The sequence below is a fragment of the Buttiauxella sp. AC038 genome (assembly GCF_979253565.1).
The window spans coordinates 2,482,032-2,504,112 of record NZ_CEEDCQ010000001.1 but is presented as its reverse complement, the minus strand read 5'-3'; the positions used below and the strand labels follow the sequence as shown (position 1 = coordinate 2,504,112).

General features: G+C 50.6%; 24 protein-coding genes and 1 pseudogene. 8 read left to right on the top strand and 17 right to left on the bottom strand.

What is annotated here, in order from left to right; translation table 11 throughout:
• Positions 1-48: 48 nt before the first annotated feature.
• Together AC0IXI_RS11970 and AC0IXI_RS11965 are read right to left on the bottom strand one after the other, a co-directional pair.
• Complete coding sequence (locus tag AC0IXI_RS11970; RefSeq protein WP_471682454.1) at positions 49-1,185, bottom strand: amidohydrolase; 1,137 nt, start codon at positions 1,183-1,185, stop codon at positions 49-51.
• A gap of 10 nt (positions 1,186-1,195) precedes the next feature.
• Entirely contained in the window at positions 1,196-2,230 is a 1,035-nt protein-coding gene (locus tag AC0IXI_RS11965; RefSeq protein ID WP_471682453.1) for an LLM class flavin-dependent oxidoreductase, read from the bottom strand.
• A gap of 310 nt (positions 2,231-2,540) precedes the next feature.
• Between AC0IXI_RS11965 and AC0IXI_RS11960 the strand changes: the two genes are divergently transcribed.
• Genes AC0IXI_RS11960 through AC0IXI_RS11950 form a run of 3 tightly spaced genes read left to right on the top strand, consistent with a single transcriptional unit; the run spans position 2,541 to position 4,203 of the window.
• On the top strand, positions 2,541-2,864 hold the full coding sequence (locus AC0IXI_RS11960) for a helix-turn-helix domain-containing protein (protein WP_471682452.1): 324 nt from the start codon (positions 2,541-2,543) through the stop codon (positions 2,862-2,864).
• Entirely contained in the window at positions 2,849-3,163 is a 315-nt protein-coding gene (locus tag AC0IXI_RS11955; RefSeq protein WP_471682451.1) for a HipA N-terminal domain-containing protein, read from the top strand. The genes AC0IXI_RS11960 and AC0IXI_RS11955 overlap by 16 nt, the downstream gene beginning before the upstream one ends.
• 2 nt (positions 3,164-3,165) lie before the next feature.
• A complete protein-coding gene (locus AC0IXI_RS11950) occupies positions 3,166-4,203 on the top strand; it encodes a type II toxin-antitoxin system HipA family toxin (protein ID WP_134182535.1) in 1,038 nt (345 codons plus the stop codon).
• Between the two features lie 42 nt (positions 4,204-4,245).
• Here AC0IXI_RS11950 and yfaU read toward each other — a convergent pair whose 3' ends face one another.
• From yfaU to AC0IXI_RS11915, 7 genes are all read right to left on the bottom strand, one after another.
• Positions 4,246-5,049 (bottom strand): 2-keto-3-deoxy-L-rhamnonate aldolase, encoded by an 804-nt coding sequence (gene yfaU / locus AC0IXI_RS11945; RefSeq protein ID WP_471682450.1) that lies wholly within the window; start codon positions 5,047-5,049, stop codon positions 4,246-4,248.
• Positions 5,046-6,341 (bottom strand): MFS transporter, encoded by a 1,296-nt coding sequence (locus AC0IXI_RS11940; RefSeq protein WP_471682449.1) that lies wholly within the window; start codon positions 6,339-6,341, stop codon positions 5,046-5,048. Before AC0IXI_RS11940 ends, yfaU begins: the two co-directional genes overlap by 4 nt.
• Before the next feature lie 99 nt (positions 6,342-6,440).
• Entirely contained in the window at positions 6,441-7,646 is a 1,206-nt protein-coding gene (gene rhmD / locus AC0IXI_RS11935) for an L-rhamnonate dehydratase (RefSeq protein WP_422568529.1), read from the bottom strand.
• Positions 7,647-7,669: 23 nt separating this feature from the next.
• On the bottom strand, positions 7,670-8,461 hold the full coding sequence (locus AC0IXI_RS11930; protein ID WP_134182527.1) for an IclR family transcriptional regulator: 792 nt from the start codon (positions 8,459-8,461) through the stop codon (positions 7,670-7,672).
• A gap of 281 nt (positions 8,462-8,742) precedes the next feature.
• Positions 8,743-10,407, bottom strand: a complete 1,665-nt coding sequence (gene tsr, locus AC0IXI_RS11925) for a methyl-accepting chemotaxis protein (protein ID WP_471682448.1) — start codon at positions 10,405-10,407, stop codon at positions 8,743-8,745.
• A gap of 86 nt (positions 10,408-10,493) precedes the next feature.
• Entirely contained in the window at positions 10,494-11,081 is a 588-nt protein-coding gene (locus AC0IXI_RS11920; protein ID WP_083962993.1) for a PadR family transcriptional regulator, read from the bottom strand.
• 10 nt (positions 11,082-11,091) lie between these two features.
• The gene (locus tag AC0IXI_RS11915; protein ID WP_208326117.1) at positions 11,092-11,853 is read right to left on the bottom strand and encodes a siderophore-interacting protein; all 762 of its coding nucleotides are present in this window, start codon (positions 11,851-11,853) and stop codon (positions 11,092-11,094) included.
• 303 nt (positions 11,854-12,156) lie between these two features.
• On the opposite strand from AC0IXI_RS11915, the gene AC0IXI_RS11910 reads away from it, so the two are divergent.
• Complete coding sequence (locus tag AC0IXI_RS11910; protein WP_064518993.1) at positions 12,157-12,372, top strand: YdcH family protein; 216 nt, start codon at positions 12,157-12,159, stop codon at positions 12,370-12,372.
• 43 nt (positions 12,373-12,415) lie between these two features.
• Here the strand turns inward: AC0IXI_RS11910 and yqfB are convergent, their stop codons facing one another.
• A complete protein-coding gene (gene yqfB / locus AC0IXI_RS11905) occupies positions 12,416-12,730 on the bottom strand; it encodes a N(4)-acetylcytidine aminohydrolase (RefSeq protein WP_134182523.1) in 315 nt (104 codons plus the stop codon).
• 68 nt (positions 12,731-12,798) lie between these two features.
• Positions 12,799-12,972, bottom strand: coding sequence for a GhoT/OrtT family toxin (locus tag AC0IXI_RS11900; protein ID WP_064518998.1), 174 nt, complete (start codon positions 12,970-12,972; stop codon positions 12,799-12,801).
• Between the two features lie 166 nt (positions 12,973-13,138).
• Between AC0IXI_RS11900 and AC0IXI_RS11895 the strand changes: the two genes are divergently transcribed.
• The 3 genes and pseudogenes from AC0IXI_RS11895 (at position 13,139) to AC0IXI_RS11885 (ending at position 14,982) form a co-directional block, all read left to right on the top strand.
• Positions 13,139-13,327 (top strand): YegP family protein, encoded by a 189-nt coding sequence (locus tag AC0IXI_RS11895; RefSeq protein WP_064519000.1) that lies wholly within the window; start codon positions 13,139-13,141, stop codon positions 13,325-13,327.
• Positions 13,328-13,515: 188 nt separating this feature from the next.
• The gene (locus AC0IXI_RS11890) at positions 13,516-13,842 is read left to right on the top strand and encodes a DUF3302 domain-containing protein (protein WP_064519002.1); all 327 of its coding nucleotides are present in this window, start codon (positions 13,516-13,518) and stop codon (positions 13,840-13,842) included.
• Positions 13,843-13,846: 4 nt separating this feature from the next.
• Positions 13,847-14,982 (top strand): annotated as a pseudogene (locus tag AC0IXI_RS11885) (HlyD family secretion protein).
• Positions 14,983-15,026: 44 nt separating this feature from the next.
• On the opposite strand, the gene patD reads toward AC0IXI_RS11885, so the two are convergent.
• Genes patD through ydcS form a run of 5 tightly spaced genes read right to left on the bottom strand, consistent with a single transcriptional unit; the run spans position 15,027 to position 20,397 of the window.
• A complete protein-coding gene (gene patD / locus AC0IXI_RS11880; protein WP_471682447.1) occupies positions 15,027-16,451 on the bottom strand; it encodes an aminobutyraldehyde dehydrogenase in 1,425 nt (474 codons plus the stop codon).
• A gap of 19 nt (positions 16,452-16,470) precedes the next feature.
• On the bottom strand, positions 16,471-17,277 hold the full coding sequence (locus AC0IXI_RS11875; protein ID WP_064554212.1) for an ABC transporter permease: 807 nt from the start codon (positions 17,275-17,277) through the stop codon (positions 16,471-16,473).
• Positions 17,267-18,205, bottom strand: coding sequence for an ABC transporter permease (locus AC0IXI_RS11870; RefSeq protein ID WP_422568534.1), 939 nt, complete (start codon positions 18,203-18,205; stop codon positions 17,267-17,269). Before AC0IXI_RS11870 ends, AC0IXI_RS11875 begins: the two co-directional genes overlap by 11 nt.
• 7 nt (positions 18,206-18,212) lie before the next feature.
• Positions 18,213-19,238, bottom strand: coding sequence for an ABC transporter ATP-binding protein (locus AC0IXI_RS11865; RefSeq protein ID WP_064519011.1), 1,026 nt, complete (start codon positions 19,236-19,238; stop codon positions 18,213-18,215).
• Between the two features lie 13 nt (positions 19,239-19,251).
• On the bottom strand, positions 19,252-20,397 hold the full coding sequence (gene ydcS, locus AC0IXI_RS11860) for a putative ABC transporter substrate-binding protein YdcS (protein ID WP_134182512.1): 1,146 nt from the start codon (positions 20,395-20,397) through the stop codon (positions 19,252-19,254).
• Between the two features lie 435 nt (positions 20,398-20,832).
• Between ydcS and AC0IXI_RS11855 the strand changes: the two genes are divergently transcribed.
• Positions 20,833-21,261 carry a TOBE domain-containing protein gene (locus AC0IXI_RS11855; protein WP_471682446.1) on the top strand — a complete coding sequence of 143 codons (429 nt, stop codon included), beginning with the start codon at positions 20,833-20,835 and terminating at the stop codon, positions 21,259-21,261.
• A gap of 38 nt (positions 21,262-21,299) precedes the next feature.
• Here the strand turns inward: AC0IXI_RS11855 and benD are convergent, their stop codons facing one another.
• Positions 21,300-22,073 carry a benzoate diol dehydrogenase BenD gene (benD, locus tag AC0IXI_RS11850; RefSeq protein ID WP_134182508.1) on the bottom strand — a complete coding sequence of 258 codons (774 nt, stop codon included), beginning with the start codon at positions 22,071-22,073 and terminating at the stop codon, positions 21,300-21,302.
• Positions 22,074-22,081: the final 8 nt, after the last annotated feature.

Below are 22,081 nucleotides of genomic sequence, written 5' to 3'. Positions count from 1 at the left end.
TTGGCCGCACGCATCCCGGGGAGTGATACCCCTGCAAATGAGCAATAGTTAATTTTTTAGTAATGCCTGTTCGGCAAGTGTCGCGAAATATCGCGCCGCATTCTCAATTAATGCCTCATCCGGATTAAACGCCGAATGATGTAAACCATAAGGGCTGGCGCTCCCAATACTGACAAACGCACCGGGAATGGTTTGCAGATAAACAGCAAAGTCTTCGCCCCCCATATGCAGTTCGGAGGTTTGTGTCTTGTAACCCACATTTTCCGCGACCTGCATAGAAAACGCAGCCCATTTCTCATCGTTGATTAACGTCACCGGCCCGTTAAACCATTCCACTTCAATTTGTGCGCCAAATGCACTGGCTAAGCCGGAAGCAATTTCGCGGATACGTTTCTCGACCTGTTTTTGAATATCGCCACGATGAGTGCGCACCGTTCCTTCAAGCTCAACGTTTTCAGGCAGCACATTCCAGGTATTCCCCCCTTGTATGCGTGTCACACTCACCACCACTGAATCCAGCGTATCGATATCGCGGCTGGCGATAGTTTGCAGCGCGATAACCAGCTGACTTGCCAACACAATTGGGTCGCGGCCTTCATGTGGGCGAGCGGCATGCGCGCCTTTCCCTTTCACCCGCAAAACAAAACGATCAACATTGGCATAAAATGCGCCGCCTCTGGTGGCAAAGGTGCCAACCGGTAAACCGGGTTCGTTATGCATCCCAAAAATAGCTGAGACATTTTCCAGAGCCCCTGCCTTAATCAGTGCCTTTGCGCCGGTAAAATTTTCTTCCGCCGGTTGAAACAGCAAGCGCACGCGACCCGCCAAATGGTCTTCACGCTCCTTAAGTAACAAAGCTGCGCCGAGGATCACGCTGCTGTGAACATCATGCCCGCAGGCATGCATCACGCCGTCGTGTTGTGAGCTAAAAGAGACACCGCTGGTTTCATGAATAGGCAGTGCATCAATATCAGCACGCAGCGCAATCACCTTATCGCCGTGCCCTACTTCAGCCACCACACCAGTGGCCAGTGTGTACGGCAACAGACGCAGCCCTGCAGACTCCAGCCAGTGACGTATGCGAGCGGTAGTCGCCACTTCCTGACCGGACAGTTCAGGGTTCTGGTGGAGCTCACGTCGCCAGTCGATAAGCTGTTGTTCGAATGTCTGTGGGGCGAATGTCATTGTCATCCCCTTACCAGGCTTCATGCTGTGCAGTAAAGGAGGTGGCAAAATCAGACTCGGGTTTCTCGGTCGTTTTACCTGCCAACAAACGCAGCGACTGCAAACGTGCAACCGGGTCGGCAATTGGGGTATCAATAATAAATTCGTCGATGCCAAACTGCTGGCTTAATGCCGCAAGCCCGGCTTGAACGACCTCGGCGGTGCCTTTAAGCAGCGAAGGTTCTCGGCGTTCGATTTTTTTGATGGCGCTGCCTGCCTGGCGAGCAAATGCGTGAGCCTGCGCTTCACTGGCGACACTAACACGTTGGTTGTTTTCAAGCTCAACGCTCCAGATTTCAACCAGGCTTGCCAGTTCATCGGCGGTATCCGCATCAGCGGCCACAATCACCTGCACCGCCACTTGCGTGTCGCGCTGGCTTTTGCTGCGCCAGGCGTTAAGAACATCGCGCATTAGGGTTTTATCGCCATTCAGATGGGCGGCGTAGACGAAATTCCAGTTAAGATTTGCGGCAAGCTCTGCGCTCTCAAGGCTTGCACCCAGCAAGAAGCGCTCAGCGCTTTGTGCAGGAACCGGTGTTGCGCGTAAGGTGTCCTCGTCATCCTGCGCTGCTGGTAGTGAGAGCCAGTTATCAAGCTGAGTGAGTTTTTCCGCGAACGACTCTTTATCTTGCCCGGCACGTTGCAATGCTTGTGTGGAAAGCGGCAGCCCACCCGGCGCTTTACCCACGCCGAGATCCACACGGCCCGGAGCAAGGCTTGCTAATAAATTGAAGTTTTCCGCCACTTTATAAGGGCTGTAATGTTGCAACATCACCCCGCCGGAGCCAACACGAATGCGGCTGGTTTGCCCAACAATCCAGGCAATAAGCAACTCAGGAGACGGACTTGCCAGACGGGAAGTGTTGTGGTGCTCGGCAATCCAGAAACGGTGATAACCCCAGTCTTCGGCTTGTTGAGCCAGATGTAATGTGTGCTTCAGAGCGTCGCCAGGAGTGCCATCCTTTGCGACCGGACTTTTATCCAGCAGGCTGATTCGATAAGACATGCGACAAACTCGTATTGTTTAACATGCCTTAATTAATAAGGTTTTCACCAACACGAGTGAAACAATTAATTTACATTTAGTTAGCCAAAAACTGGATAAGCCCCTTCTCTGCATTTGAATAGCTCATATTTGGTCTCTGCCTGTATTTTTAATCATAAAAAGACCTTTTATGACACCTCTGATTGACATTAGTCCATAAATGACCCATTTTTATAATTGATTTAGTAAAAAGACCATTTATGACACTTTTGATGAAAAATGGCTCATAAAAAACCTATTTATTGTAAAAATATCAATCTAAGGGTCATATATGAACTATGACAATGCAACGCTCGAAGCCAAACTGCATACCATGAGCGAATTATTGAGTGACGTTAAAAAAGCGGTGGCGTTGCAAGCACAAGAGTCGGACCTGGCGCTAACCGAGCAGATCATTACTGAGTCTGAGCAGTTGGGGCAACAACTCAACCAACGGCGCAAAGAATTAGAGATAGATTTGGCAACCCTTGAACTGCAAACGGGTGTGTCGGCATCAACGTTGAAACGCCTGTTTAAAGATCCCGATCAGGTCAAATTTGGTACCGTATTGCGAGTTGCTGACGCATTAGGAGTAAAACTGTGCGCCGCCGTGTAGAAGTGTGGTTATACGGTGAGCCCGTGGGTGAATTGCGCCAGGACGATGACGGTTTTGCGTTTAGCTACCATGCCGACTATATCGGGCCGCCGCTCTCCTTAAGTTTACCGGTGCGTGTCGGCCATTTTCACAGCCGAACACTACCGCCCTTTTTCGCATCATTAGCACCTGAAGGTTGGTTGAAAATGCGTTACAGCCAACTACAACAACGCGATGAGCAGGATCTACTCGGTATGCTGATTGATAACGGCAAAAACCTGATTGGCGCAGTACAGCTGGTCAATATCCAGGAGGATTAACAATGCGCTGCCACATTCTTTTGACTCCGCTGGTGCAGACCAAAGAGCGCGAGTCAGGTTATTCGAACAAAGGCCTCAAGCATCTGACCAGCTCCGGTAAGGTCAACCCGCAGCTGAGTTTTACGCGCAGTGAATTTATTCACGAATTGCCAAAAGCCCAGCGCGGAATGAGTATTTCCGGATATCAGCCGAAACTGCAAATGGTGGTTCGCGATGGCGAGTTTGCAGTGGTAGAACATCAGGGTGAATACATACTCAAACCCTCTCCAGCCGAATTCCCTCATCTGGCGGAAAACGAACACGCCACAATGACACTCATGGCGCGACTGGGGTTTGACGTACCGCCGCATGGATTAGTGAGTTTTGCGCCCGAAGGAAATGATACCGAGCGTGAGTTGGCCTTTGTTATCCGCCGCTTTGACCGGGATATGATAACCGGGGTGGCTATTCACCAGGAACAACTTGATGCGGCGATGAATGTCGGTGAAAAGTACGGCAAAATCGGCAGTGACGGAAAACAATATGTTAGTTATCAGCAACTGGCTGCGTTCCTGACCCAGCATGTAAACAGCAACCTCGCCTTTAAAATCGACTTGTTCCGCCGTATCGCCTATGCGTATTTGCTGGGTAATAACGATATGCATCTGCGCAATTTCGGGTTGATGCACCCGAGGGTCGGCGTACCCACGCTATCCCCAGTTTATGACTTTGTCTCTGTTGCACCCTATCCGGCTATTTTTAGTTCCGGATTTATGGCGCTGCCCCTGCTTATCTGTGAAGAAGGCGACCGAGAGTTGGCCCCAGGTTTTAAAACGGCATATGGAGAATATCTGGGAATGGATTTCCGGGAGCTTGGGTTAGGCATGGGCTTAACCGAGAAGCTGATTGTGAAACTGCTTAACGATTTGCAAAAAGAGAGCCGGGTTGTTGAGTCCGTATATCGTGATTCATTTATGCCCGCAGAAGATGTGGAAGCGACGTTGCAATGTTACCACCAGCGCCTGGATCGTATGATGCGATTAGATGAAGCAGAGTTGTAGGTCGGATAAGCTCAGCGCCATCCGGCCTACAATTAAGGAATATTAATAACTGTTTTTATTGCTGGTTTTCACGGGGGTATTGCGGAACAACGCCAGGCGTGAATCGAGCGCCTGGGTGTACAGCATGGTATCAACGCCGACCGCGACAAAATTCGCTCCCCACTCAATGCACTTGAATGCCATTTCCGGGTTAACGGCCAGGAATCCGGCGGCCTTACCCGCCTGACGAATACGCCGAATGCTCTGCTCAATGATGCGTTGCACTTCCGGATGGTTGGCGTTGTCTGGATAGCCCAGTGAGGCAGACAAATCTGCCGGGCCGATAAAAATACCGTCGATACCTTCGACATCCAGTAAAGCGTCAAGGTTATCCAGCGCGGTTTTGCTTTCAGCCTGAATTAACACGCACAGTTCATCATTCGCCTGCGCCATATAATTATCGACCCGCCCCCAGCGTGCCGCACGTGCAACGCTTGCGCCAACGCCTCGAGTGCCGAGCGGCGGATAACGTGTCGAGCTGACAATTTCCCTGGCTTGTTCCGGGGTATCCACCATCGGAATAAGCAGCGTGCGCGCACCAATATCCAGCATTTGCTTGATGATGCTTCTTTGCCCTTCAACCGGCCTGATAACTGGTTGGCTGCGGTAAGCGGCAATCGCCTGCAACTGATGATAAAGATCCTGCACGGTATTCGGTGCATGCTCACCATCAATAAGCAGCCAGTCATAACCGGAAGTCGCCGCAATTTCAGCTAAATATGAGGAAGTACTGCTCAGCCACAGCCCAATCTGCAGCTCGTTATTGAGGATGCCCTGCTTGAAAGGGTTAGTTAAAATTGAATTCATATCGATTCCTTTTCGTTAATTGTGGCAAGGGGTGCCTGTTTTGCCACGCGCAGCGTGAAGATAATCAATGAGCCAATAATGGCGATGCCCGCCAGCGCTAATAGTCCAGCGGCATTGCTGGCAAAAAAAGTTTCAGCTTTGACGCGAATCAGCGGAGCGAGGAATCCGCCAACCGCACCAAACAGATTCACAAAACCAATCCCTGCGGCCAGCGCTGTTCCTGAAAGAAGTTGTGTCGGCATCGTCCAGAAAACCGGCTGTACGGCAATAAAACCAATGGCTGCGACGCATAACGCGACAATAGCGAAGACAGGACTGACTAAACCGGAAACCCCAATTCCTATTCCCGCCGCGAGCAGCGTCAGCGCCGCCACATTTTTGCGGTCGCCGGTTCTGTCGGAATAACGCGGGATATACCAGGTTCCAAACAGCGCGGCTATCCAGGGAATGGCCGTGACCAGGGAAGCGGTAAAACCCACTTTGGTGCCCATCAATTGCGCCACTTGCGTTGGCAAGAAGAAGATCAGTCCGTATACCGCAATCTGGATAGTCATGTAGATGATGGCGAGCTGCCAGACACGGCTATTGCTGATGGCATCGACAAAACAAGATGTTGTTTTTTTCTCGTCTTCAAGGGCCAGTTGCGCCAGCAATACCCGCTTCTCTTCTTCCGACAGAAAACGGGCTTTCTGTGGGGTATCGTCGAGATAGTAAAAGGTGAAGACACCCGCGCCCACGGCCAGCAACCCCTCAATTACGAACATCCAGAACCAACCTGGGCTGCCCATAAACCCATGCATTTCCAGTAACGCACCGGAAAGCGGCGAACCGAGCGTTAACGCCAGCGGCGCCCCCATATAAAACAGCCCCATAATGGCGGCGCGATTTTGCTGCGGGAACCACTGGGAGGTGAGATAAATCATGCCTGGAAAGAAGCCGGCTTCAGCCGCACCCAGTAACGTACGAACAATCAGAAACTTCGCTTCGGTATCGGCGTAACCCATCGCCGCCGACAGCGCTCCCCATAACAAGGTTGTGCCGCCAATCCAGCGCCGGGCGCCCCATTTACGCAATAGCAAATTGGCGGGTACGCCAAGGAAGGCATACACCACAAAGAAGATCCCCGCCCCCAATGCATACACTTCGTTACTTAACCCGGTGTCTATCTGATAAGTCTCTTTCGCAAACCCGATATTGGAGCGATCAAGAAATGCCAGAATATAGAGCGCGAGCATGAAGGGAATCAGACGTGCACGGTTCTTTTTAACTGCGCTGTTCAATACGGAATTCATAGCAGAATCCATCATAGTTTCCCTCTGAATGAGGCAAATAAAAGTTACAGTGTCACGATTAAAGAATATGAATACCCTGTTAAACGTGACACTGAATGATTAATGGCTATAAGGACGTTTGAGTTTTAAATCCCGGTTCAGCTCAACGCCAAAGCCTGGTTTATCCAGCACCGACTTGTGCATACGCCCGTTCACTGGCACCGGTTCATTAAGCAAGATTGGGTCAAATTGCGGACGCAGAGTTGAGCAGTCCGAGCTGGTCATCAGGAATTCACTAAATGGTGTATTGGTGAAGGTAATCACCGCGTGATGGGAATACACCGAGGAACCATGCGGTACCACCAGTTGACCTCGGGATTTAGCGATGGCGGCAATTTCTACCAGCGTCGTCAACCCGCCGCACCAGCCCACATCAGGTTGCATAATATCGATGCCCGTTTCCGCCAGCGTGCGGAAGGATTGCAGCGTGCCATGGTGTTCACCACTGGTGACCATCATGCCCGCCGGAGCATTGCGTTTGAGCTCGCGATATCCTTCGTATTGTTGAGGCGGCAGGCACTCTTCAATCCATTTCAGATTGTAAGGTGCACAGGCATGAGCCAGTTTGGTTGCGTAATTCACATCCTGGCTCATCCAGCAGTCAAGCATTAGCCAGAAGTCTGGCCCGCATTTTTCGCGATATTCCGCTACCATGGCGGCGTCTTTACGGATTCCTGCGTCACCATCGTGCGGCCCCCAATGGGTTGGCATCTTCCCGCCGATAAAGCCCATCTCTTTCGCCAGGTCCGGGCGTGCACCCGTGGCATAAAACTGAATTTCGTCGCGCACGGCACCGCCAAGGAGCTTATACACCGGCACTTCCAGCACTTTGGCGAACAGATCCCACAACGCAAGATCGACACAAGAGATGGTGTTCATCACCAGGCCACCAGAGCCGGAGTAATACATGGTGGCAGCGAGCATTTGGTCATGGATCAGTTTGATGTCACTGACACATTTCCCTTCAATGAAACGGTTGAGGTGTTTTTCAACGATAAAGCAGCCCATTTCACCTGCAGTGGAAACAGCAAAACCGGTCTGGCCATTATCTGCTTCCACTTCCACCACTAAGGTGCCAAGTACGTTGATCCCAAACGACTGGCGTGACTGCTCATATTGCGCATATTTGCTCATCGGTGTGGCGATATGGTCATCAATCCAGTGCTGATTACCCTGATCGTGGTAATCCGCCCCGCCGCTGCCTTTTTCAGCAGTCGCACCACCCAGGTACCAGGCTCGAACATGTTTGATTTTAGGTAACTTCATTGTTTATCTCCTTATGAAATACGTTAAGAGGCTTTCAGGTCAAATGGACTGCGCCAACCGAGTAAACGGGAAATGTCTTTGGCGCAGGCAATAGTCTGGCTGGCTATCAGGTCGCGATTGTCATCGTTTATCTGGAGTCGGGTTCCTACCACTGAGATAGCGGCAGTAAGATTGTTGTGCCCGTTAAACACCGGAGCGGCGACGCAGCGGACGTCGACATAATCTTCGCCCCGGTCATAGCTCCATCCTTGATAGCGGATTTTTTCTATTTCCTGGAGCATCCGCTCTGGGGTGGTAATTGAGGTCGGCGTGCGTGAGCTGAAATTAAGCCCGGCCACGATATTTTCACGCAGCGGCGATGGCTGCCAGGCAAGAAGGCATTTGCCAATCCCCGAACGGCTCAGAGAAAGACTTTTTCCTTCATGCGAACGCACACTGATGGTGGAGGAAGATTCAATTTTGAGAATGTAATAGGCATTGCCGCCATCAATAATCCCCAGATGGCAAAGCAGACCTGTTTGCTCCATCAACTGAGTCAGCCGTTTACGGGCAATATCTCGCAGGTCGATTTTACTGAGCGCGTGTTCGGCGAGTTCAACAAGTTTTGTCCACAGGCAGTAGTTGTCTTCGACAAGGGTTAAAAACCGGTGTTTTTTTAATTCCGCCAGCAACAGATAAAGCGTGCTTTTGGGGATACCCAGTTCATTCATCAGGGTTGAGGCGCTTGATGGCCCATGCTGCGCGATGAAATTAATAATTTCGATAGATCGCGTCAGTGCGGGGACTTTGCTTGATTCAATTGGCTTCAATTCCATTAGGCTGGACTCCAGTCTGTTCTGATGGAATCAAGTGTGGCGGCGCAGACGATGGGCTTATGTGAATAAGCTCAAACTTTTCTGTCTGGTGGCAGGGAATTAAGATTTTTGCGTACAAATATGTGAGAAAACACGCAGATTTATTCTGCGGTAGTACAACTGGCTGTACTGATTATGCGGATAAGAGAGGAAAGTCGGATATCGCTTGCGCTAATCCGACCTGGTTTTTCAATTTCGAGGGGGATAAACGCAGCGTCATCCCCTCCTTCACATCACAAAAATCAGAAGGTTTCCCAGTTCTCGTTTGAATCGTTTACCGGTGCTTTGCGCTTCATCACCGGGCTACTGGCCAGTTTCGGCTCAGCAGTGCGGGGTTCATTTTTGGTTTCCTGGCCAATACGGAACACGGCAACCGCCTGAGTCAGACGGCTTGCCTGGTCTTCAAGCGCTGATGCAGCAGCGGCAGATTCCTCAACCAAAGCGGCGTTTTGCTGCGTTACACGGTCCATTTCAGAAACCGCCAGCCCGACCTGGTCGATACCACGGCTTTGCTCATCAGACGCAGAGGCAATCTCACCCATAATATCCGTCACACGCGTGACCGCATTGACGATTTCGCCCATGGTTTCACCCGCACTTTCAACCAGCGTTGAACCGGTATCCACTTTATTGACGGAATCTTCAATCAGCCCTTTAATCTCTTTCGCCGCCTGTGCACTACGCTGCGCCAGGTTACGCACTTCACCGGCAACAACCGCAAAACCACGTCCTTGCTCACCGGCACGCGCAGCTTCAACGGCGGCGTTCAGCGCCAGAATATTGGTCTGGAAAGCGATACCGTCAATCACGCTGGTGATGTCAGCAATTTTCTTCGAGCTACCGGCGATGTCATTCATGGTGCGCACCACGTTATCCACCACTTTACCGCCCCTCTGCGCGGTTTCTGATGCGCTTAAGGCCAGCTGGCTTGCCTGACGGGCGTTTTCCGCATTCTGTTTCACGGTCGCGGTTAACTGTTCCATGCTGGCAGCAGTCTCTTCAAGCGAAGCGGCTTGTTGTTCAGTACGGGAAGAAAGGTCGTTATTACCGATAGAAATTTCGCTGGCACCGCTATAAATCGCATGTGCGCCGTTACGAACTTCGTTCACTGTGCTCACCAGCTCGGACTGCATATGACGCAGGCTTGCTGCCAGTTGGCCCATTTCATTGGTCCCTTGCACATCAATAGAATGCATCAGGTCACCGTCCGCAATATGGCGGATGTTATCAATCAAGCGATGCAAAGGTTCGATAAGGGTTTTCTTGATACCCAGCCAAACGGTAATAATCGCCGCAACAACCAGCGCCAGAATTACAACCAGGATCCAGATGGCCTGCGAGTAAGACTGGTTATTGTCGTCTACTGCTTGTTGATACAGGCGGTCATTTTGTTGCAGGTAGGTGACGTACTGCTGCTCAAAGCCATCCTGGTATTTCTGGGTTGGCTGGTCGAAGAACTCATTAATTTTACCTGCGCCAAGCAGTTGAATGAGCTCGGCCAACGCACCGTGGTAAATCACATAGTTGCGTTTGATTTCGTTGATTGACTCTTCGCTCTGACGCGCGTCGCGTGGCAAGGATTCATATGCCGCCCACTCTTTTTCGGCCTGCTTTAACGACTGGCTGGCAATCAGCATCAGCTCATTTACCGTCGCACCGCTACCGATATTGTTGGTATCCATCATATGGCGGATACCGGCACGGTTTAGCGTGTTACGAGTCTGCAATAACGCAACCCAGCTGCCGTTGAGTGTGGACTGCTGCTGGCGAATAGTTTGCAGTACGGTGAAGTTTTCTTTGTCGTTTTTCAGCGCGTTGAAGAACAACCCGCCAGACGTCATTTGTAAAATGCCGAATAAACCCAGCACAAACAGAAGGCTGGTTACAACTTTTATGCGATTTAACATGCTAATTTGTTCTCATGGCAACAGAAGCATATAGTTTCGGCAGATTTGGGCGAATCTTTATGCTTCATTGTCGAGAACTGGCGAAATTAACTGCGTTCGATATCCTTCGCGGCCTGATCAAGGGTATCGATGATTTTATACAGCGTCTCTTTCGGCAAATCGCTCTGGCCAAGTTTGGTATTGAGCGCCATTTTGAAGTTATGGATGGCACGCTGTATTTCAGGAAGCCGGCGGTTATCGCCTAATACTCCTAACGATTCAAGCCTCGAGATAATATGACCGAGGTGCTCATGTTGCTGAGCAAGTTCGGCATGTCCTTCTTCGGTTAGCATCCACGCTTTTTTGTTACTTTCGCTCTGCACTGCACTGATAAACCCCATCTCCTCAAGCAATGAGAGGTTCGGGTAAATAATGCCAGGGCTTGGCACATATTCACCTTTTGCCGTGGCTTCGATGGATTTAATCAGCTCATAACCATGGGCTGTGTTGGCTGAGAGGAAGTGCAGGATCAGCAGACGAATGTCGTTGGCATCAAACAAGCGTTCACGGCGCATCCGCGCTTTACCTTCCATTCCCCCGTGTTCGTGATGACCATGATGGCCACCGTGTAAACCATGCTGTTCATGGCGTTCATGTTTGGCGCAAAAACGATGATGAATATGTTGGATTCTCATGTTCGTTTCCTTATTTGTTATGCCAGTAAGCGACAGCGCGGACGTAATCGGCATCCAGTCCACGGCTTTCCAGAAGCTCATCGCTCAGTTGTTTCACATCGTGCCCTTCGCCGGTAATCCAGACGAAATAGTCAGTCTCCGGGAATTCAAGGGTACGGAGGTTGCTTGCGATGGATGCGGTATCAAGCCACTCAATGCGCGCATGTTCAAACTCGCTGAGATATTCGTGAGTTTGTGCATGGTGACTATTGACCAGCACGACAGGTGAAATGTGTTCGGGTAAGGAGAGCAAGCGGCGACGGACTGCGGGTAAACCACTTTCATCGCAAATATAGAGTTGGAATGCGTAATCAGTTGGGATCACGAGCGACCCTCTTGGCCCGCCGATAAGCAATGTATCGCCCACAGCGGCGTTATCAGCCCACGAACTTGCCACACCGCCGTCGTGAATATAGAAATCCAACGTCAATTCGTTACGTGCGGCATCAAAGGACAAAGGCGTGTAATCGCGTGAAATTGGTCGCAGCCCTTCGCCCCAAACAATACCATCGTCGGTAACTGATGGGCGCGCAAAGTCGCCGTTTTCAGGCGGGAAGAAGACTTTTACATGGTCATCAAACCCCTGTGAAGAAAAGCCAACCAGGTCGGGGCTGGTAAAAACAATACGGTGGAAGCAGCCAGCGACCGTTTGTTTGCTTTTAACGGTTAATTCACGGAATTTAAGCTCGTTTTTTACGCGCTTAGGAAGTTTAGGTTTGGTTTGTATGGTCATCGGTTTCTCATTATTCATTGTGTAAGATATATCATAGATATGTTTTAGCACATGAACATGAGATTGTCGTTATCAATTTTTGCGATTATACAAGCCGCATTCCGCTGAAAGTTTAATCAATTTAACTGACTCGTCTCACGGGTCGCAAATTGACAAACCCTTACCAAGCGGCGCTTTCAATTTGCTTTAAGTGGTGCATACACTGGGGTTGGCAGTGACTGCCAGCAAATTCCATTCACCCACCCTCTACCCAAATAATTCGCAATTGAAGCATGACGGGTAGAACAGTCCAGGAGGTTCGCAATGTTTCCTGAGTACCGTGAATTGATCAACGAACTAAAATCCGCTAACCCACGTTTCCTCAGCTTGTTTGACAAGCACAATCAACTCGACGATGAGATTTTACGCCAGGGGGGACCAAAAGGGACGGGATACAACGAAAAGGTCGTGCAGATGAAAAAAGAGAAGCTGCGGCTAAAAGATGAGTTGTATCAGATGTTGAAGAAAGCCAGTCATTAGGTTCGTTGTCAGGAAGGGGCGATCCCCTTCCTGTTTTTGTGCACTAGGCTTTGGTGACACGCGTAAATACAATCGCGTAAAGCTCATTCAGGCCCGGATAAATTTCAGCAATCACTTCCTTGAGCTCAGGCAGCGTCATATTTTCCTGCCTTGCATGCTCATCGGTCAGTTGGTCAAGAGCCACTGGCGTCACACTGACCACTTCAATAGTGCAAAAATAAACATCATCTTCATAACGCCCGACTCGCAGTTGTTGGCCTGCGGTGAAGTGCGATTCAGATGCATCACGCAATGTGATTGTTTTGCGCCCGGCGACGATATCGTTCTCGAAACGCTGGAAAAAAGTTATGTCATTCATGGAATACCTATTTGGCTAAACCCAACATCATTCGAGTTGTAGTGATTCGGTTTGAATTATGACGGGTTTTAGAACAAAGAAAACATCAAAGCCACCGGAAAGCTCATCGGCCAGGTTGCTCCCACCAACACAGAGCTTAATAGTTTAATTCGTTTGGTATCGCGAGCCAAAAACCAGGTGACAAAAGCAGCGATTAACGACATCGCAGCGTAAAAAACCAGCATATATTGATAAAAAGTCATTTTTATAATGGGTAGTTTGAAAAATTTCCCGCAAAATATGCTCTTTTTTATGACTCAGATCAAGTTTTTGCCCCCATCAAACTCCCATGACCGTCTCGCTTGTTGATTGCACTATATTTAAGTTATCCCACAGGCATTGGGCCTTGGGTATCTGCGGAGATCTTCTATGGGACACTATGTTTTAAAGAAATCAACGAAAGCGACAGCTGAGCCATTTTATTTCGTGCTAAAAGCGTCAAACGGGCAAGTTATTGCACAAAGCGAAATGTACTCATCAAAAGCGGCGGCCCATAAAGGGATTGAATCCGTTCAAAAAAATGCCTCATCGACGGATATACGCGACGAAACTGAGTAATTAACAAAAGAAAAAAGGATGACGCCAGCTTTCATTATTACGACTTTTTCAGGAAAGAAAATACCGGCGTTATCCTGCTCATTTGGGTGGTAATTAATTATTCCGGGTAAATTTTTATTGATTCATAAACCCTGAGTTAGATAACGACTATCTTTAGTAAAAACGGCCGTTTCTCAAACGAGGTCACTATGTTCCTCAACTATTTCGCGCTGGGTGTTTTGATCGTTGTCTTTCTCATTATTTTTTATGGGATTATTATTCTTCACGACATTCCTTACCTGATAGCCAAAGCCCGTAACCACCCTCACGCCGATGCGATTCACGTCGCCGGGTGGGTCAGTTTATTTACCCTTCATGTTATATGGCCATTCTTATGGATTTGGGCAACGCTCTACCGCCCTGAACGGGGCTGGGGCATGCAACAAGATGCCGACGCAACACTGGCTTCGTTACAGCAACGCGTAAGCGAACTGGAACAGAAACTGGATAACAACAAAATAACTCCATCGGAGTAATATCATGGATCTGCTCATTATCCTGACGTATGTGGCATTTGCGTGGGCCGTATTTAAGATTTTTAAAATACCGGTAAATAAATGGACCGTGCCAACCGCTGCCTTAGGTGGGGTGTTTTTAATTGGCGCACTTATTTTATTAATGAACTACAACCATCCATATACTTACTTAGCGCAAAAAGCGGTTATTTCTATTCCACTTACTCCACAAGTAACGGGAATTGTCAGTGAAGTGACCGATAAACAAAACATGATGATTAAAAAAGGTGAAGTGCTATTTAAAATAGAACCTACGCGCTATCAAGCTCGAGTCGACAGGTTGCAAGCTGATTTAATGACGGCAATTCACAGTACTCAGTCACTCAAATCACAACTTGACGCCGCCGTGGCCAACACGACCCGTGTCACCGCCGAACGCGACAGACTATATAAGGACTACCAACGTTATCTTCAGGGCAGTAAAGCCCGTGTGAATCCCTTCTCTGAAAGCGATATTGATAACGCACGGCAAAACTACCTCGCACAAGATGCGCTGGTAAAAGGCTCAGTTGCTGAACAGTCACAAATCAGAAGCCAGTTAGACAGCATGGTGAATGGCGAACAATCACAAATTGTCAGCCTGCGCGCCCAACTTGCCGAAGCCAAATATAACCTCAACCAAACCGTTATTCGTGCCCCCAGCGATGGTTATGTCACGCAAGTTCTGATACGTCCGGGAACCTATGCAGCCGCCCTGCCGTTACGTCCGGTGATGGTGTTTATCCCGCAACAAAAACGCCAGATTATTGCCCAGTTCAGGCAGAACTCTCTGTTACGTCTGGAGGCGGGTGATCAAGCCGAAGTGGTGTTCAATGCGCTACCGGGGCAGGTTTTCCAGGGTAAGCTGACAACGGTTTTGCCCGTGGTTCCGGGGGTTCTTATCAGGCTCAGGGGACTTTGCAGTCTCTGACGTTAACCCCAGGGAGTGATGGCGTACTGGCGGTGATTGAGCTCGCGCCTGATGCACAAGTGGATGCCTTACCCGACGGTATTTTTGCACAAGTTGCCGTCTATTCCGACCACTTTACCCATGTGTCTGTTATGCGTAAGGTTTTGCTGCGTATGACCAGTTGGATGCACTATTTGTATCTGGATCATTAAGTTGCAAAATAATCACCACCTCTCCCTGAGGTGGTGAGATAACGCTAGTGCTTAATCATTACATGCCGAATAACGGTGTAATCCTCAAGCCCGAATAACGACATATCCTTGCCGTAACCCGAAAGTTTTTGCCCACCGTGTGGCATTTCGCTAACCAGCATGAAATGAGTGTTCACCCAGGTACAGCCGTATTGCAGACGAGCACTCAGGCGATGTGCGCGACCGACATCTTTTGTCCAGACTGAAGACGCCAGCCCGTAGCTCGAATCGTTCGCCCAGCCAAGCACCTGCTCCTCATCATCAAAGCTCGTGATGCTGACCACCGGGCCGAACACCTCTTTTTGCACGATGTCATCTTCCTGCTTCGCACCAGCAAGTAGCGTTGGCTGGAAGTAATATCCCGGCCCTTCTACTTTCGCCCCGCCCGTCACCACTTTTACGTGTGCCAGCGCTTTGGCGGCATTCACCGCAAGGCTTACGCGCTCGAGATGAGCGGCAGAACTTAGCGGCCCAAGCTCGGTGGATTCATCGTCTGGCGCACCATATTTCAGGCTGCTGACCGCTTCCCCCAGTTTTTCCACCAGTTTGTCGTAAATACCCTTCTGGGCGTAAATACGGCACGCGGCCGTACAGTCTTGCCCGGCGTTGTAATAGCCGAAGGTACGCACACCTTCAACCACAGCGTCTAAATCCGCATCATCAAAGACAATTACCGGCGCTTTGCCGCCCAGTTCCATATGGGTGCGCTTAATTGAAGGTGCGGTGTGGCTGATGATGTGTTCGCCAGTGGCAATTGAGCCGGTTAAGGAAACCATGCGTACTTTCGGGTGACCGGTCAGCACATCACCCACCGTTTGCCCGCGTCCGAACAGCACATTCAATACGCCAGCCGGGAAAATATCTTTTGCCAATTCAGCGAGTTTAAAAGCGGTAAGCGGTGTGATTTCGGATGGTTTGATCACCACGCAGTTACCCGCGGCGAGTGCCGGGCCGAGTTTCCAGGCCGCCATCATTAACGGGTAATTCCACGGTGCGATAGATGCCACCACGCCCACAGGGTCACGGCGAATCATCGATGTATGGCCGCTGAGATATTCCCCCGCCGCCAAACCATTCAAACAGCGGCTTGCACCGGCAAAGAAGCGGAACACATCCACCACCGCCGGGATCTCATCATTCAACACACAGTGATAAGGTTTGCCGCAGTTTTGCGACTCCAGACGGGCAAACACTTCGCCATTTTGCTCGATAACATCTGCCAGTTTTAACAGATGTTCCGCGCGCTCTTTTGGCGTGGTTTGCCCCCAGGTAGCAAAAGCAATATCTGCAGCCAGGACTGCATCGTTTACCTGATCCGCACTGGCTTCCGCAACCTCCAGCAGAACCTCACCGGTTGCCGGGTTATACACCGGCAACTTTTCCCCAAGGCCTTGCACTAACTGGCCGTTTATTAATAGCTGGCTTTGCATAGTGATACCCTTTTCAACATTATTTACCGCTGCCCGCGACTTCATCTCCACCACGGCTCAGCCAGTACGCCCCTAAAATCGGAATGGTTGTCATCAACATCACCATTAGTGCCACCACATTCGTGACCGGAACTTCGCGCGGACGCCCTAATTGGTTGAGCAGCCACAGCGGCAATGTGCGTTCATGTCCGGCGGTAAAAGTTGTGACGATAATTTCATCAAACGACAGCGCAAACGCCAACATGCCTCCGGCGAGTAATGCAGACCCCAAATTAGGCAAAATCACATAGCGGAAGGTCTGCCAGCCGTCGGCGCCAAGATCCATCGACGCCTCAATCAAGCTGTAAGAGGTGCGACGAAAACGAGCGATGACGTTGTTAAACACAATAACGACGCAAAACGTTGCGTGCCCCACCACAATGGTGAAAAAGCCCGGTTCAAAATTCATCATTTTGAAGGCGGTTAACAGCGCAAGGCCCGTGATAATGCCCGGCAAAGCAATCGGTAACAGCAGCAATAGTGAAATGGCATTTTTGCCGAAGAATTCCCTCCGCCACAGTGCCGCAGCCGCCAGTGTGCCAAGGATCAAAGCAAGTATAGTTGCCAGCGCAGCAATTTTAAGTGACAACGTCACAGCATCTAAAATGTCACTGCGCGATGCCGCCACGCTGAACCAGTGCAGCGTCAGCCCTTTTGGTGGGAAACTAAATGCCGCCTCTTCAGTGTTAAACGCGTAAAGAGCGATTATCAGCAGCGGGAAATGCAGGAAGATGACCCCACCCCAAGCGGCAATTTTTAGCAGTAATGGTGCGCGTTCAGAGTGCATCGAAGGCCCCCAGTCGTTTCACCAGTGAAAGATAAATGGCGATCAATACAATCGGCACCAGGGTAAACGCCGCCGCCATCGGCATATTGCCTATCGCGCCTTGCTGGGAATAGACCATATTGCCGATGAAATACCCCGGCGGCCCCACCAACTGCGGCACAATAAAATCACCCAGCGTAAGCGAAAACGTGAACACCGATCCCGCCGCTACACCAGGAATGGCCAGAGGCAAAATCACATGGCGGAAAGTTTGCGATGGGCGCGCGCCCAAATCGGCGGAGGCCTGTAACAACGACGGAGGCAGGCGCTCAAGTGCCGCCTGAATCGGCAAAATCATGAACGGCAGCCAGATGTAGAGAAACACCAGGAAGCGCCCAAAACCGGATGTGGAGAGCGTATTGCCCCCCACCGCTGGAATGGTGAGCATCAGGTTTAATAGCGGTTCCAGCCCCATATGGTTAAGAAACCATTGCGCTACGCCATCACGGGAAAGTAACAGCGTCCAGGCGTAAGCCTTAACGATGTAACTGGCCCACATTGGCAGCATCACAGCGATATAGAAAAACGCCTTCAACTTGCCGGTGGTGTAGCGCGCCATAAAGTACGCCATCGGAAACGCCAGCACTGCGCTGCCGAGCGTCACCGCAATTGCCATCGTCAGGGTGCGCAGAATAATGTCGTAGTTAGCCGGGTTAAACAGGGCCGCAATATTGGCAAATGTCAGGTCAGGCGTGACCGACATGGTGAAATCATCGAAGGTGTAAAACCCCTGCCACAGTAGCGTGAGTAACGAACCAAGATAGACAACACCGAACCATAACAGCGGTGGCAGGAGCAATAAGGCCAACCAGAATCCAGGGCGCTGCCACAAAAATGTGGCAATGCGCCGCATCAGGCGGTTGTCAGGATGCGATGTGGGGAGGCTCATATCCATTTCATCCTTCCCCCAACAGCGGAACCATCGCCGCGCGAGGCCAGACTGCGGTGACCTGCTGGCCAATTTGATAGCGCTCTTCGCTGATAATCCGCTGCGGGTTCGCTTCACTGACCAGTAGTTTTTCGCCGTCGGCAAGGCGCAGTTCAAGTCGTGTCGCCGCCCCTTGATAATGGATCTCCTGAATCATGCCGCTAACACTGATTCCGCCGCTTTGGCCAGAATGATCGTTGAGAACAATATGCTCAGGGCGTAGAGAAAATAGCCCCTCCTCACCGCACACTTTCCCGGCAAGAGCCGGTTGTAACACGTTTGAAGTACCGACAAAACTGGCCACAAATGCGGTACGTGGCTGCATATATAACTGGCGCGGCGTATCCACTTGCTCGATACGCCCGTTATTGAACACCGCAACGCGGTCAGACATCGACAGCGCCTCACTTTGGTCGTGGGTGACGAAAATAAAGGTGATGCCCAGCTCGCGCTGGAGTTTTTTCAGCTCGCCCTGCATCTGCTCGCGCAGTTTAAGATCCAGTGCCCCCAGCGGCTCATCCAGTAACAACACACGTGGGCGATTCACCAGCGCGCGAGCCAGTGCCACACGCTGGCGCTGGCCGCCGGAAAGTTGCGAAGGTTTACGGGCGTGAACAAAACCCAGGGCGACTCGCTCGAGCGCTTCCTGCGCTTTGGCAAGGCGTGTTTTTTTATCAATCCCCTTTACCATCAAGCCATATGCGACGTTTTCCAGCACGGTCATATGGGGGAATAAGGCGTAATCCTGGAAGACGGTATTCACATCGCGTTGATAAGGCGGCACGTCTTGTGCCGGTTTGCCAAAAATAGCTATCTCGCCGGAAGTCACCTGTTCAAAACCGGCAATCAGCCTTAAACAGGTGGTTTTGCCCGAGCCAGAAGGCCCGAGCATGGAGAAAAACTCCCCGTCATCAATATCAATTGAAACGTTATCTACGGCGCGAACATCACCATAAAGGCGCGAGACGTTTCTGAACTGCACAGCGTACGACATAACTCCTCCAGGCTTAGCGGCCACCCATAATGGCGATATAATCCTGGGTCCAGCGACTGTACGGCACGAATTTACCGCCTTCGGCGACCGGAGTTTTCCAGAACACAATTTTATCGAAGTAGTTGTAGCCGTTGGTTTCACAGCCTTTGTCACCCAAAAGCGTACTGGCTTTACAGCCTTCCGCTACCGCTGGCAGTGAACCGAACCACGCCGCCACGTCCCCCTGGACTTTCGCTTTTAGCGAGTGGTCCATCCATTTGTAGGCGCAGTTCATATGTTTCGCATCAGCATGCAGCATGGTGGTATCTGCCCAACCGGTGACGCCCTCTTTCGGGAATACGGTGGCAATCGGCTGGCCTTCGCCTTTTAGGGCATTCGCCTGATATGGCCAGGCGCTGGAAGCGACCACGCCTTCGTTTTTGAAATCGCTCATCTGAACGGTTGTGTCATGCCAGTAACGGTGAATCAGACCGTGTTGGTCACGCAGCACTTTTAGCACTGCGGCATATTGTTCTTCGGTAAGCTGGTACGGGTCGGTAATGCCCAGTTGTGGCTGTGTGGCTTTCACAAATAACGCGGCATCGGCGATGTAAATTGGCCCATCGTAGGCCTGCACACGGCCCTGGTTAGTTTTACCATCCGGCAAATCTTGTTTGACGAACACCACGCTCCAGCTGTCAGGCGGTGTTGGGAAAGTTTTAGTGTTGTACATCAGCAGGTTCGGCCCCCACTGATACGGCGTGCCGTAAACTTTATCGCCCACGTTAAACCAGGAGCCTTTCACCAGCCGTGGATCGACGTTTTTCCAGTTTGGGATCAGCGCAGTGTTAATTGGCTGCACGCGCTTGCCCATAATCAGGCGCAAGGATGCATCGCCCGAAGCGGTGACGAGGTCATAACCACCTTTCGCCATTAAACTGACCATTTCGTCAGAGGTCGCGGCGGTTTTCACATTCACCTTACAACCGGTCTCTTTTTCAAAATCAGTAACCCAGTTGTACGCTTTGTCGGTATCACCGCGTTCGATATAACCCGGCCAGGCGATAATATCGAGCTGCCCTTCACCGGCACCTATTTTGTCTGGAAGCCCCGCCGCCTGTGCAGAAAGCACGGTCAAACAGAGGGCGGAAAGAGACCATATAGCCTGTTTTGTTCGCATTGCTGCTACTCCTGTCTGAAAGATAAAGGCGGCACGCTCAAACAATCAGTGCCGAAGTCCAAAAAAATCCCCGTACAAAAACAATAGTCTGCGTAAATATGGCAAGCACAGGGCTGCAAGGAAATTTCACCAGGATGTGATAGACAGCGCAGTAAAGCGCGTACCTGAAATTTTTCCTGCGGTAAGATAACTGGATGATTTTTAAAGTGTAGATAAGGTGTAAGCGAGGCTGCTAATCTGCGCTATCAATTTTCGCATTTATTGAAATTTCATATGGATGGTGAAGAGAAATGCAGGTTGCTCAGGTTCACGACGCTCGATGGGCTGGTGACGGATTTACAAGACTGTAATTGCAACCCTGAATATCCAGCTGATTGAGATAACTTCCTAATGCTCTACGCTTAGAATAACTGTTAATCATTAAAAGGAGAGAAAATGACTATTTCCGCACGTAACCAACTCGCTGGCACGGTTAGCCATATCGCGGATGGCGCGATTAATGACGAAGTAGAACTTACGCTAAATAGCGGTGGCAAGCTGGTGGCAGTTGTGACTCGCTCCAGCCGGGAAGCATTAGGATTAAATCCAGGTAAAGAGGCCGTAGCACTGATCAAAGCACCATGGGTGATGTTGGCTACAGAAGACTGCGGTTTCCAGTTTTCTGCGCGTAATCAGTTCCCAGGTTCTGTACTTTCCCTGCTGCGTGGCGCAGTAAATACCACGGTAAATATTGCAACCGATGGTGGTACAGAGTTAACAGCGGTGGTAACCAACGAAGCCGCAGATGAAATGGCGCTGAAAAATGGCAGCCGTTTAATTGCGCTGATCAAAGCCTCTTCCGTGCTATTGGCCGTGAAGAAATAAAACCAGGGCCGGCTAACCGGCCTCTTTTCTTTTAAACGCTAACCTAAATCACCACCGCCGACTGGCAAGATAGTTCCCGTGATGTAGCTTGCCTCGTCACTTGCCAGAAATAAAATTGCATTGGCCTGCTCAGCAAGCGAACCATAACGATGCATAAGGCTGCTCTCTTTGGTTTGGTCTACTACCTGCTGATACCATTCTTGCTCCTGTGGACTTGGCTGCTCCTGGTTACGTGGAGTCAGGCGCGCGGGCGCATCTGTACCACCTGGTGCCGTGGCATTAATACGGATGCCGCTTCCGGAATATTCCATCGCCAACGATTGCGTTAACGCATTGACCCCACCTTTGGCGGCGGAATATGGCACGCGGTTAACTCCACGGGTTGCCACAGAAGAAACATTCACAATCGCACCGCGTTGTTGGGTGAGCATAAAAGGTAAGACGGCGCGACATCCCCACAGCGTAGGAAATAACGAGCGTCGGATTTCAGCTTCAATTTGCTCAGCCTGATACTCAGCAAAAGGGCGAGCCCAAATAGTCCCGCCAACGTTATTAACCAGCACGTCAATTACGCCGAAGTGCAGATGCGCTTCACTCATCGCCTTTTCAGTGCTCTGCCATTGTTCAAGGTCAGCCTCAATGGCCAGCACTTCGCGACCTTGTTGACGCAAGTTTTGCGCAAGTTCGTGAACGTAGCGAGCACGGTCAATCAAAACCAGTCGCGCGCCCTCTTTAGCGGCTTGTTCAGCAACCTGGCGACCAATGCCCTGGGCCGCCCCGGTAATCACCATTACTTTGTTATGAAATCGCATTATGGCTC

Excerpts from the sequence above, each read along its gene's own strand:
- AC0IXI_RS11970 (WP_471682454.1), bottom strand. The coding sequence starts at position 1,185 with ATGACATTCGCCCCACAGACATTCGAACAACAGCTTATCGACTGGCGA.
- AC0IXI_RS11965 (WP_471682453.1), bottom strand. The coding sequence starts at position 2,230 with ATGTCTTATCGAATCAGCCTGCTGGATAAAAGTCCGGTCGCAAAGGAT.
- AC0IXI_RS11960 (WP_471682452.1), top strand. The coding sequence starts at position 2,541 with ATGAACTATGACAATGCAACGCTCGAAGCCAAACTGCATACCATGAGC.
- AC0IXI_RS11950 (WP_134182535.1), top strand. The coding sequence starts at position 3,166 with ATGCGCTGCCACATTCTTTTGACTCCGCTGGTGCAGACCAAAGAGCGC.
- yfaU (WP_471682450.1), bottom strand. The coding sequence starts at position 5,049 with ATGAATTCAATTTTAACTAACCCTTTCAAGCAGGGCATCCTCAATAAC.
- AC0IXI_RS11940 (WP_471682449.1), bottom strand. The coding sequence starts at position 6,341 with ATGAATTCCGTATTGAACAGCGCAGTTAAAAAGAACCGTGCACGTCTG.
- rhmD (WP_422568529.1), bottom strand. The coding sequence starts at position 7,646 with ATGAAGTTACCTAAAATCAAACATGTTCGAGCCTGGTACCTGGGTGGT.
- AC0IXI_RS11930 (WP_134182527.1), bottom strand. The coding sequence starts at position 8,461 with ATGGAATTGAAGCCAATTGAATCAAGCAAAGTCCCCGCACTGACGCGA.
- tsr (WP_471682448.1), bottom strand. The coding sequence starts at position 10,407 with ATGTTAAATCGCATAAAAGTTGTAACCAGCCTTCTGTTTGTGCTGGGT.
- AC0IXI_RS11920 (WP_083962993.1), bottom strand. The coding sequence starts at position 11,081 with ATGAGAATCCAACATATTCATCATCGTTTTTGCGCCAAACATGAACGC.
- AC0IXI_RS11915 (WP_208326117.1), bottom strand. The coding sequence starts at position 11,853 with ATGACCATACAAACCAAACCTAAACTTCCTAAGCGCGTAAAAAACGAG.
- AC0IXI_RS11910 (WP_064518993.1), top strand. The coding sequence starts at position 12,157 with ATGTTTCCTGAGTACCGTGAATTGATCAACGAACTAAAATCCGCTAAC.
- yqfB (WP_134182523.1), bottom strand. The coding sequence starts at position 12,730 with ATGAATGACATAACTTTTTTCCAGCGTTTCGAGAACGATATCGTCGCC.
- AC0IXI_RS11900 (WP_064518998.1), bottom strand. The coding sequence starts at position 12,972 with ATGACTTTTTATCAATATATGCTGGTTTTTTACGCTGCGATGTCGTTA.
- AC0IXI_RS11895 (WP_064519000.1), top strand. The coding sequence starts at position 13,139 with ATGGGACACTATGTTTTAAAGAAATCAACGAAAGCGACAGCTGAGCCA.
- AC0IXI_RS11890 (WP_064519002.1), top strand. The coding sequence starts at position 13,516 with ATGTTCCTCAACTATTTCGCGCTGGGTGTTTTGATCGTTGTCTTTCTC.
- patD (WP_471682447.1), bottom strand. The coding sequence starts at position 16,451 with ATGCAAAGCCAGCTATTAATAAACGGCCAGTTAGTGCAAGGCCTTGGG.
- AC0IXI_RS11875 (WP_064554212.1), bottom strand. The coding sequence starts at position 17,277 with ATGCACTCTGAACGCGCACCATTACTGCTAAAAATTGCCGCTTGGGGT.
- AC0IXI_RS11870 (WP_422568534.1), bottom strand. The coding sequence starts at position 18,205 with ATGAGCCTCCCCACATCGCATCCTGACAACCGCCTGATGCGGCGCATT.
- AC0IXI_RS11865 (WP_064519011.1), bottom strand. The coding sequence starts at position 19,238 with ATGTCGTACGCTGTGCAGTTCAGAAACGTCTCGCGCCTTTATGGTGAT.
- ydcS (WP_134182512.1), bottom strand. The coding sequence starts at position 20,397 with ATGCGAACAAAACAGGCTATATGGTCTCTTTCCGCCCTCTGTTTGACC.
- AC0IXI_RS11855 (WP_471682446.1), top strand. The coding sequence starts at position 20,833 with ATGACTATTTCCGCACGTAACCAACTCGCTGGCACGGTTAGCCATATC.
- benD (WP_134182508.1), bottom strand. The coding sequence starts at position 22,073 with ATGCGATTTCATAACAAAGTAATGGTGATTACCGGGGCGGCCCAGGGC.